Origin of the sequence: Bifidobacterium crudilactis, assembly GCF_000738005.1 — a bacterium.
Taxonomy (GTDB): Bacteria; Actinomycetota; Actinomycetes; order Actinomycetales; family Bifidobacteriaceae; genus Bombiscardovia; species Bombiscardovia crudilactis.
The window spans coordinates 1,628,860-1,644,963 of the sequence record NZ_JHAL01000002.1; the positions used below are offsets into that span (position 1 = coordinate 1,628,860).

Consider the following 16,104-nt stretch of genomic DNA (forward strand, 5'->3'; position numbering starts at 1 on the left):
GCATGGAGGATTCGCCTAGTGGTCTATGGCGCACGCTTGGAAAGCGTGTTGGTGTAACAGCCTCACGAGTTCGAATCTCGTATCCTCCGCAAGTACCCTTGATTTCGTTGCAATTCCAACGTTTTCCAGGGTTTTCTTTTCTTGTTTACTCCCTCGAATGCATTATTCCCGTGTATTGTGTTTGGCTTGTTCGGCATACAAGGCACCAATAGGATACCTGCATCAACAGGACAGCATTTCGAGAAATTTCCACCATATTGCTGTCCTGTTGGTGCAGGTACATATCTCACGGTCACAGCGAACCTCCACACACGAATCACGGCTCGGCGAAAGCGAGTGAGGGCGGCCGCCGTCCAGCGGTCCGCCCTCACCTTCATTGCCTGATAAGCCAGTTACATCAACGTATTCAAGCGATCAGCGAAGCATATTCGACGACCATCGAGCGCAGGTCGACATCGGGGATCGTCTGCGCGTAGGTCACCAAATTCAGTGGGGACGACTCGGCGTCGTCTATCTTCTTGAGTACTGCACGCTTCTCCTCATACGGGATTTCAGCCCCCTGCAACTGTTCCAGCAACTGTGCACGCGCCCTGTCGCGCTGTCGGTCATCGTTCTCCGCTTTGCCGGCGAAACTCTGCCCTGCAGACAAGGTGAACTCGTTGCTGCCGTCGAGAGAGAAGGCATGCAGCTTGAAAGTCAGACGACGTCCGTCAGGGATGATGCCGTCCGGGTCCTCGGCGGACACACTGACGACTCCGCCACGCACGCTGATGGTCGTGGTGGCGATGCTGTGTCCAAGATGCTCATACATCGTGTACTCGTTGTCCTTGTTGCCGAACACATGCACATCCAGACGCTCCGGCAGCAGGTCGGCATTCTGCATCGCATCCGCCGCCATTGGCACTATCGCACCGAGCTTCGCGAACACCGGAATGTTTCGCAGCGTTCGTCCGAGCCGTATGGCGGTCTCCCCCGTGGTGAACTGTCCCTCGAGGTTGGTGCTCGACACGAGGGTGCGATCCGCATCCTCGTGGTCACCCTGATACACCAGGTCGGTGAAGATATCCATCCACTGTCCTTCGGGCAACCACGCATCGACGAATCCCACGTTGAGCTTCGGGTTCTGAGGCGTGGTGATCGGCGCGACCATGAGCTCGCTGCCAAAGAAATACTGGTTCTTGTACAGGTAGCTCTCCTCATTGTCCGGGTAACGGTAATACAGTGGTTCGATGAGCGCGCGATCCTCGCTGTGCGTACGCACGTTCGCGCTGTCGAGATACGGCACCAGACGATTGCGCAGACGAAGATACTCATCCATGTATTCACGCACATCCTGACGGTACTTCCACGGTTCCTTGCCGGAGAAGGGGTTATCGGAGCTGTGCAGTCGGTTGATAGGGCTGAACACTCCGAACTGCAGCCAGCGCAGGGACAACGCAGGGTCGAAGCTCCCCCAGATGTGTCCGCCGATGTCATGGCTCCACCACGTATATCCGATGTTGGTGGCGGTTGACGTGAAATACGGCTGGAAATTCAACGAATCCCAGGTGATGACGGTGTCGCCGGAAAAGCCCACGGGATAGCGGTGTGATCCCGGGCCTGCGAAACGGGAAAGAATCATTCCCTCGCCATTATGCGAGCGCTCGTTGTCCAGGAAATGGTAGTGGTTGAGATTCCACAGCGGCTCGACCTTGTCCTTGCTGCGGCTGGACCCCTGCTGCCAGTCGAGCCACCAGAAATCGACGCCTTCCTTCTCCATCGGGTGATGCACCTGGTCGAAATAGGCTTTGCGGAACGAGGGGTCATCCAGATCGAACATGGCCGGTTCCTCGTTCGCCGCGTCAAGACCGAGTTCTTTCGCCACTGCAGGATAGCAATCCTCGAAAGCTCTGATGCCTCCGGCAGGATGGGTGTTGAGCGAAACATGCCGGTGCTGTTTGCGCAGCTCCTGCAGGAAACGCCACGGATCGGGGAAGAGTTTGCGGTTCCACGAATACCCGGTCCAGGTGCTGCCGAACCGTGCTGGCACATCGTCCGTGCGATGCCAGTCCATGTCTATCATCGCCACGCTGATAGGCACCTGCTCGTCGTCGAATCGTTCCATGAGTTCCAGATACTCGTGCTGGGTGTACCGATAATATCTGCTCCACCAATTTCCCAACGCATAGCGCGGAATCAGAGGGGTCTTGCCACTCAGGCGATAGTAATCCGACAGCTCCTCCCGGTAATTGCGACCATAGGCGAAGAAATATCCGTCGGCCTCCTCCGGATTGCGATGGACGAAATGATTGTCCTCGAGGGCGAAGGAGTCCGTGTCATCCAGATACGCATAACCGTCACGGCTCATGATGCCGTCACGTATCGGCGTATCTCCATCGACGAGGTCCAATGTGGGGTTGGTGCCGCCCAGGTTGCCGCTCACATGCTCGCCGAAATACCAACGACTGTCATGCAGCGTGTACTGGTATTTGGCATCGATGTGCAGATTGCTGGCTGCGAAGGGGCCGCCATCGTAATACAGATGAAAATACTTGCTTTCAATCTCGACCTGATGGCCGTTGCGGTCGCGATGCACCTCAAAAGCGACGGGACCGAATTCCCTGTTCGCCACCAATTGGGTGTTGCGATCCTCGAATACTCCCGATGACGAATATTCCAGACGAATCAAACGCTCCGTCAATAGCGTGAATCTGTAGTTGCTTCCTTGCACCGTATTCTCCATGGCGGTGACTTCCTTTCCTGATTAGAACTTGACTTTCGATCTGTTGACAGCCACGACGCTGACCATAGCGATAACGGCCAGAACGATGGCGAAGAATGCGATAGGTGCGGTTGCCGTGGACCCCATCACCTTCTGGGAGAGCGCGATGCCGTAGGTCGAGAGGAAGGAACCGATATTGCATCCCACCAGCAGCAGCGTATTCGCACCGGCCTGGGCTTTTGGAGGCACCAGAAGCACGATCATGTTGAAACCGCATATCGTCGTCGCGGCGCAGAAGCCTGCGACGAGACTTCCTGCAATCAGCATCGCGCTGTTAGCGGCGAAGAACAGCATCACCAGCCCCACCACGTACAGAGCGAGGAAGGCGGGCAGGGTGTATCCACGCAATTTGCCGTAGATTCGGCCGTATGCCACGCCGCCGAGGAATCCACCGAGCGTGGCGATGGATACCGCGATGCTCGAATCCTGTGCGCTCATGATATGCTGTGCGATCGCCAGACGTGGAATCTGCAGCAACACCATGATATTGACCATCACGATGACGAATACGAGGAAAAACAGCGCCATCGTGCCGGGAGTGAAGTACGTGGCGATATTGTCGCGCCGCTGTTCGCTCTTCTTCGGCTCTTCGGGTTCCGGCAATTCGGGAATGACTTTCCAGAACAGCAGGGCGATCGGGATGGCGAGCATATAGATCAGGAATGCGCTATGCCATCCGAAGGTGAGCAGGAATCCGACAAGCAGAGTCGCCACCGTGGCGCCTACCTGCTCGCAGGCTCCTCGATAGCCGAGCATCCTGGATTCCTCCTCATCATCGTAGAATCTGTTGATGATGGTGATGGCCAGGGAGTTGAACATGCCCATGCCTGCTCCGAGAAGCATTCTCGAGACGAGAATCAGCCAGTAGCTGTTGGAGAGCATCGGCCCGATTCCGGAGGCGGCGATGCAGCACAGACCAAGAATAATGGCTTTCTTGATGCCGATTTTTTTCGAGATCGCCGGTGACAGCACCAGAAATATCAGGACGAACACCTGGGGGACGGTCGCCAGAAGGTTTATGGAGGAGTCCGAATGAACCCCGAGTGTTTTTGCCATGTACGGCAAGGCCGGGGAAATCGAGGTTCCGGTCACCAGGATGAGTGAAATGCTGAGAATGGTGAATTTGAACAATGGCGATTTGGTGTTCAGACCGGTACTGTTCAAACCGGCCCCGTGCCGGGAGGCATCGGGCAGTTGGGTTGTTGCCGCCGAAGTGTTTTCGGCGACGTGATTCCGCGATGATGCGGGTGCTTTCATGGCAATGCTCTTTTGCTTGTTATGGTGCGCTTCACATGATGCACACCATTTTTGGGTAAATCGATTTGGGTACACCGATTTCGATACATCGATTTGGGTAAACCGATATCTCATCGATGATGTAAAGGGGGTGGCCCGACTTACAGAACAGTCGAACCTGCACGATGAATACACGCCAGAAACAGGCGTACGCTCATGGAATGTCCGAACCGGGATATGCTTCTACCTTCCTCCGCAGATTGGAGGAAGCAAGGCACTCAGGGCCAACAGACAGAGAAAGGGAAAGCGCCCGACCGTCAATCGGAGGACGGCATATCGGAGATGCGGCAGTCTATTCCCGAAAAATCAACAGCAAACTACATGGAAGGGTAACGTCCGACAAGACGCTCGGTATGATGACGCAGCTGGACGGCGCATAAGGCGCACTCATTCATGAAACCCGTCACAGTCATCTCAGCCATCACCTCCTCGTCATCGCCGCGAAGTCGTACGTGGCAGGCCAGCGGGAATCCGTAATCCGCTCCGCCACCCACATCTTCCGTTGCATAGTGCACAGCATACGCAACCATGCGTATCGTGCTGACCAACACTGTATGACAGCTTCGTCGACTAGACAAATTCAGTCCCAGCCCTCAGCGTTTCTCAGGTTAGCGACGTGCTGACGTAACAGGGCAGAATGCGATAACCGCATCAGAAGGGCAGCAATATGCCAGTAATTCTCTGAAAAAGCTGGCCTTATGATGCAGTTAGCTCCTCAGAGAGATGTTGGGAGACATAACCCGGAGTGGGAGTGAGGAATTCACTGACGTGCAGCGTTCGTGGCATTGGTCATTTCGAGAATCGGAGTATCGAAATCGTCAAGGCTTATATGACCGGTCGAGTGAAAACCCATATGCTCGTAGAAGGCGATGGCGTTGGTGTTCTTGAGAACGACGTTCAAGGCCGCATACCGCCTGGGCATGGCATCAAGCGCAGCCTGTAGCAGCATCTTTCCCACGCCCTGGTGCTGCACCTCGCCAAGCACATATAGCGCTCCAAGTTCCGAGACCTCGGGCGTGGATATGTCCGGACCGGCTTCGTCGAGGAACTCGGCAAAACCGATAGGCTTGTCATCCTGCAAGGCCAGCAACGTGCGCGAAGGATCATGCCGTCGCGTCACCGCGAGCGCGAATTCAGGTGTGACCATATCCACAAAACCCTGAGGAATCATCCCCTGATATGTTTCACGCCAAGTCAAGGCATGGAGTTCGGCCTTCTGCGGGAAACGCCGAGCGGTCAGCGTTTCGATGCGGACGTCCGCCGCGGTTTTCGAGTCGTGATTCATCTTCGCCGTCGATTTCATACTGCCATCCTAAAACCCTGAGACAACATGCGTCCCGACAGGCTGACCACCTCGTCGGCAACGGTCGGATACGGGCAGGACAGCCCTTCGCCGGAATGTCAAGTCTTGATTATTCGGCATCCCTCTGCGTGTAATGAGGGGACATAGAAGGGCGATGCCGAGGGCAGCGCATCCGTACACTGAGAGGTCGAGTCATGGGGAATTCCGTCGTTGATACACGACGCATTACGATTCTGGTAGCTTCCGAAACGGGAAACTCTCTGGATGTCGGCGAAGCCTTGGAGTCTTCCATAGCCGCTTTCTGCCCACAGCTGCGATTGATCGAGGCTGTCGACTATGACCTTGATGAACTGGAACGCGAAGACATTCTGCTGATGGTCACCTCGACGCAAGGTGAGGGCGAACCGCCTTACGGTGCCGAGGACCTTTACGACGCCGTGGTCATGGGCAAGAGGGAATTCTCCCTGCGACAGGTCTCCTTCGCCGTCCTCGGCCTCGGAGACAGCGCCTATGCGGAGAATTACAATCTTATGGCGCGCCAGTTCGACGCCCGTTATGAGCAGCTTGGAGCCACACGATTGCTCGCCCACGGCGAGTGCGATTTCGATTATGAGGAGACTGCGGCCGGCTGGGTGGACTCCGTCACAGCGCTGCTGCGCCACGAGTTGGGAGCGGAGAAGAACGAGGCAGTGGCCGTCAGGGAACCGGCCGCCTCACAAGGTCACACGGCGAAAGCCGCACTTCATGAAACAGGTGCGAAAGCCACGCTGGTCGGGCGCGAGCTGCTCAGTTCTCCTGAAGCGCGGAAACATGTGTACCGCGTACGTCTCAGACTGTCTGATGATGCCGACTATCTACCCGGAGACCTGTTGGCCATCACCTACAGAAACGCCGATGACACCGTGAAATCCTTCATCGAGCACGTCTTCACCGACGTCGGCGAGCAGGTGAGCTCCGAACTGCGTCACACTCTGCAGAACTCCCGTGACATTACCAGAACCACGCCACGTCTTATTCTGCGCTATGCAGAGGTGTTCGGCAATGAACAGCTGCAGTCCGAAATCGGGGACGATGAATGGCTACGAGGATACGCTGCACGTCACCCGCCATACGCCCTGTTCACGGACTACCCTGCACTAATTCGCGTCACGCCCGAATCGGTGCTGGAAGTGTTCTCGGCTCCATGCAGGAGGATGTATTCGATCTCCAATATCAGAGAGTCGTCAGACGGTCTGGTGGATCTCACGGTCAGAAAAGTCGAATACACCTTCGATGGGAGGCGGCAGGTCGGTGAATGCTCACGGATGCTGACGAAAGCTCCCATGGGCAGCACGATGGATTATGCGGTGCTGTCGAATGAGCGCTTCCGTCTGCCTGCCAACCAGTCGGCCGAAATCGTCATGATCGCATTGGGCTCGGCAATCGCACCATACCGTGCATTTCTTCAGGAACGTTCGCTGCATCATGCATCATTCGGCCGAAACTGGCTTATCCTCGGCAACAAAAGTCCCGAAGAGGATTATCTGTACCGCACGGAACTCGAGCAATACGCCGACTCCGGACTGCTGCGTGAACTGAGCGTCGCGTGGTCCCGTTTCGGGAATGCACCCGAGCATGTCCAGGACGTGGTGATCGCGCGAGGCGACATGCTATGGCAACTGATTCAATCAGGAGCCTTCATCTATCTTTGCGGCCATGGCAGAGCCGCGGTGCGCTCCATCGAACAGGCTCTCAGAAGGGTCATCGAGGAGCATTCCTCACTCAGCGATGCGGAAATCACCGCTTACATGGACAGGCTGAAAAGCACGAATCATCTGTGTTACTGAAGCCACATGCCGGACATGCTTGTCATCGGCATCGCGTATCCCGAACATCGACGGTCACGAGATGCCGCCGACTCTACTGCCTGTCTTGGAGGCCGAGCATCTCCTTGACCTCGGATGATCTGTTGAACTCCCTCTTCTCCACACCTTTCGCATTGGACGCCAAGAGTTTCATCCTGTGCCCGTCTTCGGTGCGAAGGACCGTGAGATACTGCATATTCAGGAACATCTTCTTCATCGTGACCTTCGTCGTTGCGGAGTCGAATACGATGAAGGGCTCTTCCGCGTTGATCTTCCCGCCCAAGGTCATTCTGACCAGAATCAGGCGTTCGGGAGTGAATACCGCGACGAAGTAGCGCGAGCCTGCAAGCTGCGCGAAAGCACCCAGGGCAGCTCCGAGACCACGGGTGTCTTTTTCGGCCCACACCATCGGCATATCGGCATTCACATGAATGTCATGCTGTGCCAGGTATTGCAGGATATCCTGTCGATTTGCTGCTGCCATGCTGTCCCTTCTTCCCCATTACGGTACAACCTCGGCCAATGATCACACCTGTGCAAGCCGCTGTGACCGTCCCTTGATTCTCTGCAATGGTAGCAAATACCAAACAGCATGCATATTGAATCTCCCTATCCGTGAGCAGATCAGCTCTGATGCTTTCGACCCCTGTAACCTATAGGTATCTGCTTTCTATGAGTTACCATTCACGATGACAGGGATGACAGGAGAGAACCGTGAACCATGCATCGGATTGCGCCGAGAAGCGCTCGGCACCAGGCGCAGCCGGAAATATCGAGACATCCGGAAACGTCTACTCACGGAACTGCCCATGCCGCTTGCTTCTGGACGCGATTTCCGGAAAGTGGGCCGTCCTACTGATCGAGTGCCTTCAGGACGGCGAACTCAGATTCGGCGAACTGAAACGTCGTATGGACGGCATCTCCTCCAAAGTGCTATCGGCCAATCTCCGCAGACTCCAGGACGCGGGACTCATCGACAGACAAGTGTTCGCCGAGGTACCCACCCGAGTCGAATACTCGCTCACAGTCGAAGGCCGCAGCGCCGTCGAACCTTTGAAAGGACTGCGCATCTGGGCGGAATCACATTATGACCAGGCACTGGCACTCGAATCCGCTGACTCCCAGAACGCTTGAAACGGCCAGGCCACCAGGATGTCATCACCGTTACCACAGGGTAGCCATGCCCCCTTGCAGGTAACCGGACATACCGACCTATGATTCGAGTTCAGCGGCAGAACGAAATCCGAACAGCCCCCACAGAAGGGAAACAACATGAACAATCGCCTTGATGACATTCCCGACACCATGAACGCGGTGCTTGCAACAACCGGAAGTGCGGGGAACGCGGACGCCCTCGTCGACGCCACGGTCCCCGCACCGGGTCATCCTCGGAATCACGATGTGCTGGTTGCCGTTTCGGCAATCTCCGTCAATCCCGTCGATACGAAGATGCGATCGGGTCTACGCAGCGGGGAGCAACGAATACTCGGATGGGATGCGGTCGGAACGGTTCTCGAGACCGGACCCGAGACCAGTATCTTCCATCCAGGCGAGAGAGTGTGGTACGCCGGAGACATCACACGGGACGGTTCCTATGCACAATATCAGCTGGTGGACGAACGCATTGTCGGCCATGCTCCCAAGACCTTGGATGATGCTTCGGCGGCGGCACTGCCTCTGACGGGGCTGACGGCATGGGAAGCGCTGTTCGACAAGCTGCGCCTGAATGAGCGGAGCACCGGCAATCTACTGGTCGTAGGCGCCGCCGGGGGCGTCGGGTCCATGGTCATTCAGCTCGCCAAACGATTGACGAAGGTCAATGTCATCGCCATGGCGTCCCAAGATGCATCGCAGCAGTGGACGAAGACCTTGGGAGCCGACAGCGTGATCGACTATCACCGAGGCGATACGGCCGCCCTTATCCGCGATATCGCACCTGCCGGAGTCGACTGGACGTTCAGCGCCTACAGCAAGGGCAATATTCCGCTCTTCAATGCCGTGATGCGACCTTTCGGGCAGATTGTCGCCATCGACGACGAACACGGTCTCGACTGGTACTCGCTCAAGGACAAGGCCCTGTCGTGGCATTGGGAGTTCATGTTCGCCAGGGCCAAACACCATGCGCCCGATATGATCCGTCAGCATGAGATCCTCGATGAACTGGCAAATCTGTGTGACCGCGGCATCATACGGAGTACATCGGTCCAACAGCTCAGCCCGATTGACGCCCAAACTCTCGGACAAGCGCATCGCATGGTCGAAAGCGGCCATATGGTCGGCAAGGTCACGATCAACAGCTAAGGCCGGCATCCGTAGACCGGCGCACATCCACCCACTCTGAAACGGCATGGTCGCGTGATTCCGCAACCACGTGCATTCAGCTCCCCTGAGGAAATGCGCTCTTCAGAGCATCCCGCAGTTCGGGATCGATGTAGGGCAGCACTGCGTCCACACTGAGCCTGGTGTCGGGGAATACCGTGACACCGTTTTCCGAGAACATCCGTGCAGCCACACCCATCCCGGGTATTTTCACTCCGGAAAAGGACCCGTCGTAAATCACGTCGACGCCGCAGGACGGGCTGCGATCCTTCAGAAATGCGACGGTGATGTTATTGCGCCGGATAATCTTCAATGCTCTTGCGGCACCGAGCTCATATGCCTCGGTGACGTCTTTGCCCGTGCATTCCACCACATGCTTGCGGGTTGACGAAAAGGATTTGGACGGAGCGATTTCCGCCGGAGGCCGCGGAATGCCGAAGCCTCCGAGAACCTCGGGGCATGCGGCGATGGCCTGCCCGCGCTCGACGAGCCATGCGGCGATGTCGTTTTTCGCAGCTGCCCCGTCATAGCGCACCGCGAAACCTGCGAGACATGAACTGACCAGTATCACGTGAATCCCCCATATGAAACGTCCCTTGCAACACCATCGTGTCATGGGAGGACGACCCGACCGGTGTCATGATGCGATGAGGGAGGATTCCCGGATAATCAGCCGTGGTTCGACCTCCAAGTGCGTAGGCAGCCAGGCTTTGCTCTCGTGCTCCTTGGTAATCAAATCCATCGAATGCCGCGCTATATCCCGCCAGGGAATATCGACCGCGCTGAAGGAGGGTTTGCTTAGACCACTTTCGGCGCAGAGCTCGGAATCCTGAAGCACCACCAATTTTATCTGTTCAGGAACCGTGATACCGGAGCTTCGGCATGCAGCAAGCACACCGAGCGCCGTCATACCGTCAGAACAGATGACGGATTCCGGAAACTGGTCTCCTTGGGAGAATATCCTGCTGGCCTCCTGAAAGCCGTAATCCATGCCACCTGCTCCGAAGCGTATCCATTCCGTACGAGTCGACAGCCCCGAAAGCGTCATTTGCATATGAAAGGCGGTGAACAGCCCCATGCCGTCTACCGAATCCGTACTGTTGCCGAGATACGCCACCGAATGCGCTCCCGCAGCATTGAGATGCTCGGCAATCATCTGCATGATCAGACTGTTGCTGGTCCCCACCCAATCCAAGTGGTTCGAATAGGATTGGGCGAACATCTGCACCACCGGCGTGTGTTCGGCAATCTCCTCAAGCAGCCCTGCCACCGACTCCGTCTCGTGGGGAACGATAAGAATGCCGTCCACATGACGAGAGACGACATCGTGCAGGCGCTGCCGCTGTTCGTGCGCGCTCTCGCCCACGCCCAGAACCAGTTGCTTGCCCTTGTCGTTGATCACCGCCTCCGCGGCCTGTACAAGTCCCGAATACATCGACGTGCTCAAATCGGGCACCACAACGGCGATGATATTCGTGACATCGCTGCGCAACGCACTTGCCGCATAGTTCACCGAGTAATTCAAGCGTTCGGCGGCGCTTTTGACCTTCCGACTCAGCTCATCGTCTTTTTTGCGCCTTCCGGAGAGCACACGGGACACCGTGGCAGTCGAGACACCAGCCAGCGCGGCAACGTTGGATATCGATGCCTCGCTGCTGGATGATCTCTGCGACATGCCACACTCCGGATTAGAACTAAGGATTTACTTGCGATGCCATCTGATGGCGGCACATACAGCTTAATACCTATTCTGTTGCGAGCAGCGTCTTGGCCAAAGCATCCGCCACCTTCTCCGAGTCGTCCCCCTCAACGACTATCTCAACGGCATCCCCCTGCTGTATTCCGAGACTCATCACCATCAGCACACTGGCAGCGTCCACACCGGGATCACCCGCATGTTTGGCAATCGTCACCTCACATCCGCTCGCAGCCACCGCTTGCGCGAATGCGGATGCGGGACGGGCGTGAATGCCGACGGGATCCTCGATGGTGATAATGCGCTTTGATGTAGTCATCAATACTCCTTCGTATAGGAAACGATTCGTGCGATTTGCTCGCACACGCCTAAACGATACCTCGGATTGACCTTTTTCAGAAATCGTTTACCATAGTATTTACAACGTTTCAAAGATACATTGAGGTGACCTTTGCAACGAGGACATCAGCGACCATATACACACAGGTTTGGGGACAGTCCGGATGCAGCGCGGCAGATTTGGGCGACGTGCTTGCCGGCATGAAGAAGAGGTTTGCATGAATATCAGCGGTACAGGAATTGGACGTGGGGTGGCCGTGGGGAATATTCTCCGTATGGCACCGGCATTGGAAGTGCCTTCAGACCAGCTTCGTCCATCCACCATAGAGTTTGAAAGCGCAAGCAGTGATGTGAGACGAGTCTTGCAGGAGGTCAGCGCGGATCTGCAGAAACGGGCCGATCAGGCGCAACACAGCAAGGAAAGCAGCGATGCGGCACCGATTCTCGCCGCGCTCTCGCAGATGGCGACCGATCCGGCCCTCGGGCAATCGATAGATACCGCATTGCAGGGGGGAAAGAGCCCTGAACGCGCCGTCTACGAAGGCTTCAACGAGTTCGAGGACAAACTGCGCGCGCTTGGCGGATACATGGCCGAGCGTGCCAACGATTTGCATGACGTGGGACAGCGCGCGATAGCGCTGTTGACGAACTCCCCGATGCCTGGAATTCCGCAAAGCGACACACCGTTTATCCTGCTGGCGGACGACCTCTCCCCTGCCGATACGGCGGCCTTGGACATGAACAAAACCCTCGGCATCATCACCATTCAGGGCAGTCCGACGAGCCACACCGCGATTCTGGCACGTTCCAGGGGCATCGTCGCCATCGTAGGTGCAGAGCAGGCGGCGAATTTGGCCAACGGAAGCCGGGTCATCGTCAATGCCGCAACGGGCACGATAACCGTGGACCCGAGCGATGAGGAACTGCAGCAGGCAGAACTCCATAAGCAGCATGCCGCGCATGCTCGCCTGCTTCGCGGAAAGCCGGGCAGCACCAAAGACGGCAGGCACATCGCTTTACTCGCCAATGTCGCCAAACCCGAGGATGCCGATGCCGCTCTGGAATACGGTGCCGAGGGGATAGGCCTGTTCCGCACGGAATTCATGTTCATGGCTTCCTCGACCGCACCTTCGGTGGAGGACCAGACGAAGGCATACGCCAAACTGCTCGCTCGTTTTCCGGGCAGGAAAGTAGTAATTCGAATGCTGGACGCCGGAGCGGACAAACCGCTCGACTTCCTCACTCCGGAGAACGAGCCCAACCCTGCGCTAGGCCTGCGCGGTCTGCGCACCCTGCGCACCCATCGTCAGATACTCGATGACCAGCTGGAGGCGCTTGCCCGTGCGGACGCCCAGACGGATGCAGACCTCTGGGTCATGGCGCCAATGGTCGCCGACGAGCACGAAGCCGAGTATTTCGTCACTCTGGGCAAGGCACGCRGCTTGAAGCAGGTCGGCGTGATGGCAGAGGTACCATCCATAGCGCTGATGGCACAGGAGGTCGCACAGGCCAGCGACTTCGTCAGCATAGGCACCAACGATCTCACCCAGTACACTCTCGCCGCGGACAGAACGCTCGCTTCGGTCGGATCGTATCAAACCGCCTGGCATCCGGCAGTGCTGAGGGCCATCAAGCTGATAGCCGATGCCGGAAACACTCACGGCATGCCGGTGGGCGTCTGCGGAGAGGCCGCCGCTGACCCGGATCTGGCTCTTGCGCTGGTCGGACTCGGCGTGAACTCCCTGTCGATGACCCCTCTCGCCCTTGACGACGTCAGGGCGAATCTTGCCGGCCACACCATGCAAGAAGCACAAGACCTGGCGAACAGGGCGCTTTCCGGCGAATTCTATCCGACGGCACGGCACTGATTCGCCGCCGGCACCACTTCCGCCCATACATCAGCACATGTGCAACGAACACTCAGGAGGTATTCAATGACAGCGACAATGCAGGATTTTCTGCCCGATTCCGCTTTTCTGCTCGACCAGCCCGCCGAGGACTGGAAAGCCGCGATCCGGCTGGCCGGGAAAGGGCTTGAAGACTCGGGCTTCACAACCGCCGCGTACACGGACGAAATGATCTCCACCGTGGAGAAGATGGGCCCGTACATCGTGATCTCCCCCGGACTCGCGCTGGCTCACTCACGGCCCTCAGAGGCCGTGCTGCATACCGGGCTGAGCTGGGTGAGACTCAGCACGCCGGTGGAGTTCGGCAACAAGGCCAACGACCCCGTGTCACTGGTGATCGGTCTGGCAGGCAGAAACGAGGAGGAGCACCTTCAGGTGATGTCCGCAATCGCCAAGGCCCTCTCCAACCCGGCATCCAAGAACTCGCTCAGCGATGCCCGAACACCTGACGAGATACGAGCAATCCTCAACGGCTGAGATGTCCGTCTCGGCTGAAACCCAACAAGGAAAAGAGAAACCATGAACATCCTATGCGTATGCGGCAATGGCATCGGCACATCGGTGCTGCTGAAAATCAACGTCGAGCAGGTCGCCGCCGATATGGACCTTGATGTCAATGTCACCACCTCCGATGCCGGCAGTGCCAAGGGCACAGCCAATCAGAGCGATCTCGTGCTGACATCGCCACAGCTCGCGGCCGAGCTTGAAGGCGTCGACGTCCCTGTTGAAACCATCGAAAACTTCATGGACCAGCAGGAAGTCAAGGACATCCTCGAAAAATACGTCGACTAGCAAGGGCACGCGGTCACGGTCGGCCCGGCGGGGGCAAGGAATTGCACGTCGTCGGGCCCTCCCTCAACGACACGGACCACAACTGAAAAAGGAAAGAAATGAACGTAATCATACAGGTGCTGGACTTTATCAGCCAGGAAATTCTTAACGTTCCTGCATATCTGATCGGCATCGTCGCCGTCATCGGACTCATAGCGCTCAAGAGAAGCGCCGGTCAGGTCATCTCCGGCGGACTCAAAGCGGCCATGGGCTACCTCATCCTGGGTGCAGGCGCCACGGTGGTTACCGGTGCCCTGTCGCCCTTCGGCGACCTGGTGCTCAAATCCACAGGTGCACAGGGCGTCGTACCCACCAACGAAGTCATCACCGCACAGGCTTCGAGCCAGTACGGTGCCACCTCCGCATACATCATCGTGCTGAGCTTCCTCGTTATGCTGCTCTTCGCACGATTCACACCCTTGAAATACGTGTTCCTGACCGGACATCACATGGTATTCATGTCCACGCTGTTGGCGGTCGTGCTTTCCGTCGGTCTCGGCTCCGACAACCAGCTGCTCGTCATTCTGGTCGGCGCCGCGCTGATGGCGGTGGTGATGGTCGTGCTTCCCGCCTTCGCGCAACCCTTCATGAACCGCGTGACGGGAAACGACAAGCTCGCCATCGGTCACTTCAACACGCTGGGCTACATCATCTCCGGTGCCGTCGGCACCAAGGTCGGCAAGAAGTCGCGCTCCACGGAAGACATCAACTTCCCCAAGGGTCTCAACTTCCTGCGTGACTCGATGGTCTCCACGACCGTATTGATGATCGTGCTCTATCTGGTGTTCTCCATCTGGGGAGCCATCGTTCTGCCAGCCAAGACCGCATTCGCGATATTCCCGTCGCACCCGGCGAACTACGGTGCGTTCTTCATGGCCGCATTCGCTCAGGCCCTGCAGTTCGGCATCGGCGTCAGCATCATCCTCTACGGTGTACGCATCATTCTGGGCGAGCTGGTTCCTGCATTCCAGGGTATCGCGAACAAGGTCGTCCCCGGCGCCAAGCCCGCCCTTGACGTCCCGATCGTATTCCCCTTCGGAGCCAACGCATCCCTGATCGGATTCCTTTCCTCCTTCGCCGGCGGTCTGGTGGCATTGGTCATCATCGCGGTCTGGCTTGGACCCGTGTGGGGCATCGCGTTGATTCTGCCCGGCATGGTTCCTCACTTCTTCGATGGCGGCGGTGCAGGCGTATTCGGTAATGCAACAGGTGGACGCATCGGCTCGGTGGTCGGCGGTTTCATCAACGGCATGCTGATCACTTTCCTTCCGGCAGCCCTGATGACCGTCATGGGCAGCTTCGGTATCGCCAACTCCACATTCGGTGACGCCGACTTCGGTTGGTTCGGCACCATCGTCGGGAATATCGCCCACCTCGGCACGGTCGGGGGCGCGATCGGCCTGATGATCTTCGCGGCTGTGCTGCTTGCCGGTGCCTGGGTATGGCAGGTGAAGGTCGTCGACAAGGGTTGGATGCCCGCACAGGAGCACGCCAACTTCATCAACGACATCAAGGCAGCGGAAAAAGCCGAGAAGGCCGCTCGCAAGAACGCGCAGAAGGCAACTGCGGCGAAGGAATAGCCCGACGCCACTCATCTGCATTGCATGCAGCCGCACACCGTGAACCCATGATGTGCGCAACCGGCAGGGCCCACGTCCCGGACGTGGGCCCTGCCCTGTATTTACCCGAGCCACAGAGCGCATCATCGAGCTTCGTGGCGGGCAAGAGTTCCGGCGGGCCCTTTCAGATGTGGCAATCAGGCAATGTTCAGCTTGCTAGCATCATTATTGAAGCAGCAGACAAGAAAA

At 57.4% G+C, this 16,104-nt stretch carries 15 protein-coding genes and 1 tRNA gene; 8 read left to right on the top strand and 8 right to left on the bottom strand.

Translation table 11 applies throughout. The features are described 5' to 3' along the window. The first annotated feature begins 4 nt into the window (after nt 1-4). Nucleotides 5-89 (top strand) — tRNA-Ser (locus DB51_RS08875). 317 nt (nt 90-406) lie between these two features. On the opposite strand, the gene DB51_RS08880 is transcribed toward DB51_RS08875, so the two are convergent. The 4 genes from DB51_RS08880 to DB51_RS08895 all read right to left on the bottom strand — a co-directional run bounded on the left by DB51_RS08880 (nt 407) and on the right by DB51_RS08895 (nt 5,360). Next, nucleotides 407-2,722 (bottom strand): glycoside hydrolase family 31 protein, encoded by a 2,316-nt coding sequence (locus tag DB51_RS08880; protein WP_034253311.1) that lies wholly within the window; start codon nt 2,720-2,722, stop codon nt 407-409. 21 nt (nt 2,723-2,743) lie between these two features. Beyond that, on the bottom strand, nt 2,744-4,018 hold the full coding sequence (locus tag DB51_RS08885) for an MFS transporter (protein WP_051867417.1): 1,275 nt from the start codon (nt 4,016-4,018) through the stop codon (nt 2,744-2,746). Between the two features lie 356 nt (nt 4,019-4,374). After that, nucleotides 4,375-4,587 carry a hypothetical protein gene (locus DB51_RS08890; RefSeq protein ID WP_156958298.1) on the bottom strand — a complete coding sequence of 71 codons (213 nt, stop codon included), beginning with the start codon at nt 4,585-4,587 and terminating at the stop codon, nt 4,375-4,377. 230 nt (nt 4,588-4,817) lie between these two features. Beyond that, a complete protein-coding gene (locus DB51_RS08895) occupies nt 4,818-5,360 on the bottom strand; it encodes a GNAT family N-acetyltransferase (RefSeq protein WP_051867418.1) in 543 nt (180 codons plus the stop codon). A gap of 194 nt (nt 5,361-5,554) precedes the next feature. Here DB51_RS08895 and DB51_RS08900 point away from each other — a divergent pair, with 194 nt between their 5' ends. Then, nucleotides 5,555-7,186: a flavodoxin domain-containing protein gene (locus tag DB51_RS08900; protein WP_034253315.1), complete on the top strand. Its 1,632-nt coding sequence runs from the start codon at nt 5,555-5,557 to the stop codon at nt 7,184-7,186. A gap of 73 nt (nt 7,187-7,259) precedes the next feature. Here DB51_RS08900 and DB51_RS08905 read toward each other — a convergent pair whose 3' ends face one another. After that, nucleotides 7,260-7,688: a hypothetical protein gene (locus DB51_RS08905; protein ID WP_034253318.1), complete on the bottom strand. Its 429-nt coding sequence runs from the start codon at nt 7,686-7,688 to the stop codon at nt 7,260-7,262. A gap of 230 nt (nt 7,689-7,918) precedes the next feature. Between DB51_RS08905 and DB51_RS08910 the strand changes: the two genes are divergently transcribed. After that, nucleotides 7,919-8,338 (top strand): winged helix-turn-helix transcriptional regulator, encoded by a 420-nt coding sequence (locus tag DB51_RS08910; protein WP_202962002.1) that lies wholly within the window; start codon nt 7,919-7,921, stop codon nt 8,336-8,338. Between the two features lie 138 nt (nt 8,339-8,476). Then, nucleotides 8,477-9,505 (top strand): zinc-binding alcohol dehydrogenase family protein, encoded by a 1,029-nt coding sequence (locus tag DB51_RS08915; protein WP_034253320.1) that lies wholly within the window; start codon nt 8,477-8,479, stop codon nt 9,503-9,505. A 76-nt stretch (nt 9,506-9,581) separates the two neighbouring features. On the opposite strand, the gene DB51_RS08920 is transcribed toward DB51_RS08915, so the two are convergent. The 3 genes from DB51_RS08920 to DB51_RS08930 all read right to left on the bottom strand — a co-directional run bounded on the left by DB51_RS08920 (nt 9,582) and on the right by DB51_RS08930 (nt 11,538). Beyond that, nucleotides 9,582-10,094 carry a 2-thiouracil desulfurase family protein gene (locus DB51_RS08920; RefSeq protein WP_034254474.1) on the bottom strand — a complete coding sequence of 171 codons (513 nt, stop codon included), beginning with the start codon at nt 10,092-10,094 and terminating at the stop codon, nt 9,582-9,584. A 66-nt stretch (nt 10,095-10,160) separates the two neighbouring features. Further along, on the bottom strand, nt 10,161-11,198 hold the full coding sequence (locus DB51_RS08925; RefSeq protein ID WP_034253322.1) for a LacI family DNA-binding transcriptional regulator: 1,038 nt from the start codon (nt 11,196-11,198) through the stop codon (nt 10,161-10,163). A gap of 70 nt (nt 11,199-11,268) precedes the next feature. Then, nucleotides 11,269-11,538, bottom strand: a complete 270-nt coding sequence (locus tag DB51_RS08930) for an HPr family phosphocarrier protein (RefSeq protein ID WP_034253325.1) — start codon at nt 11,536-11,538, stop codon at nt 11,269-11,271. A gap of 238 nt (nt 11,539-11,776) precedes the next feature. Between DB51_RS08930 and ptsP the strand changes: the two genes are divergently transcribed. From ptsP to ulaA, 4 genes are all read left to right on the top strand, one after another. Continuing rightward, on the top strand, nt 11,777-13,426 hold the full coding sequence (ptsP, locus tag DB51_RS08935; protein WP_034253327.1) for a phosphoenolpyruvate--protein phosphotransferase: 1,650 nt from the start codon (nt 11,777-11,779) through the stop codon (nt 13,424-13,426). Between the two features lie 66 nt (nt 13,427-13,492). After that, a complete protein-coding gene (locus DB51_RS08940; RefSeq protein ID WP_034253329.1) occupies nt 13,493-13,942 on the top strand; it encodes a PTS sugar transporter subunit IIA in 450 nt (149 codons plus the stop codon). Between the two features lie 42 nt (nt 13,943-13,984). Further along, nucleotides 13,985-14,257: a PTS sugar transporter subunit IIB gene (locus DB51_RS08945; RefSeq protein ID WP_033495970.1), complete on the top strand. Its 273-nt coding sequence runs from the start codon at nt 13,985-13,987 to the stop codon at nt 14,255-14,257. Between the two features lie 98 nt (nt 14,258-14,355). Next, nucleotides 14,356-15,876, top strand: a complete 1,521-nt coding sequence (gene ulaA, locus DB51_RS08950) for a PTS ascorbate transporter subunit IIC (protein ID WP_034253330.1) — start codon at nt 14,356-14,358, stop codon at nt 15,874-15,876. The last annotated feature ends 228 nt before the right edge of the window (nt 15,877-16,104 follow it).

What these genes read in the sequence shown, in the direction of transcription:
- DB51_RS08880 (WP_034253311.1), bottom strand. Translation starts at nt 2,722, where the DNA reads ATGGAGAATACGGTGCAAGGAAGCAACTACAGATTCACGCTATTGACG.
- DB51_RS08885 (WP_051867417.1), bottom strand. Translation starts at nt 4,018, where the DNA reads ATGAAAGCACCCGCATCATCGCGGAATCACGTCGCCGAAAACACTTCG.
- DB51_RS08890 (WP_156958298.1), bottom strand. Translation starts at nt 4,587, where the DNA reads ATGGTTGCGTATGCTGTGCACTATGCAACGGAAGATGTGGGTGGCGGA.
- DB51_RS08895 (WP_051867418.1), bottom strand. Translation starts at nt 5,360, where the DNA reads ATGAAATCGACGGCGAAGATGAATCACGACTCGAAAACCGCGGCGGAC.
- DB51_RS08900 (WP_034253315.1), top strand. Translation starts at nt 5,555, where the DNA reads ATGGGGAATTCCGTCGTTGATACACGACGCATTACGATTCTGGTAGCT.
- DB51_RS08905 (WP_034253318.1), bottom strand. Translation starts at nt 7,688, where the DNA reads ATGGCAGCAGCAAATCGACAGGATATCCTGCAATACCTGGCACAGCAT.
- DB51_RS08915 (WP_034253320.1), top strand. Translation starts at nt 8,477, where the DNA reads ATGAACAATCGCCTTGATGACATTCCCGACACCATGAACGCGGTGCTT.
- DB51_RS08925 (WP_034253322.1), bottom strand. Translation starts at nt 11,198, where the DNA reads ATGTCGCAGAGATCATCCAGCAGCGAGGCATCGATATCCAACGTTGCC.
- DB51_RS08930 (WP_034253325.1), bottom strand. Translation starts at nt 11,538, where the DNA reads ATGACTACATCAAAGCGCATTATCACCATCGAGGATCCCGTCGGCATT.
- DB51_RS08940 (WP_034253329.1), top strand. Translation starts at nt 13,493, where the DNA reads ATGACAGCGACAATGCAGGATTTTCTGCCCGATTCCGCTTTTCTGCTC.
- DB51_RS08945 (WP_033495970.1), top strand. Translation starts at nt 13,985, where the DNA reads ATGAACATCCTATGCGTATGCGGCAATGGCATCGGCACATCGGTGCTG.
- ulaA (WP_034253330.1), top strand. Translation starts at nt 14,356, where the DNA reads ATGAACGTAATCATACAGGTGCTGGACTTTATCAGCCAGGAAATTCTT.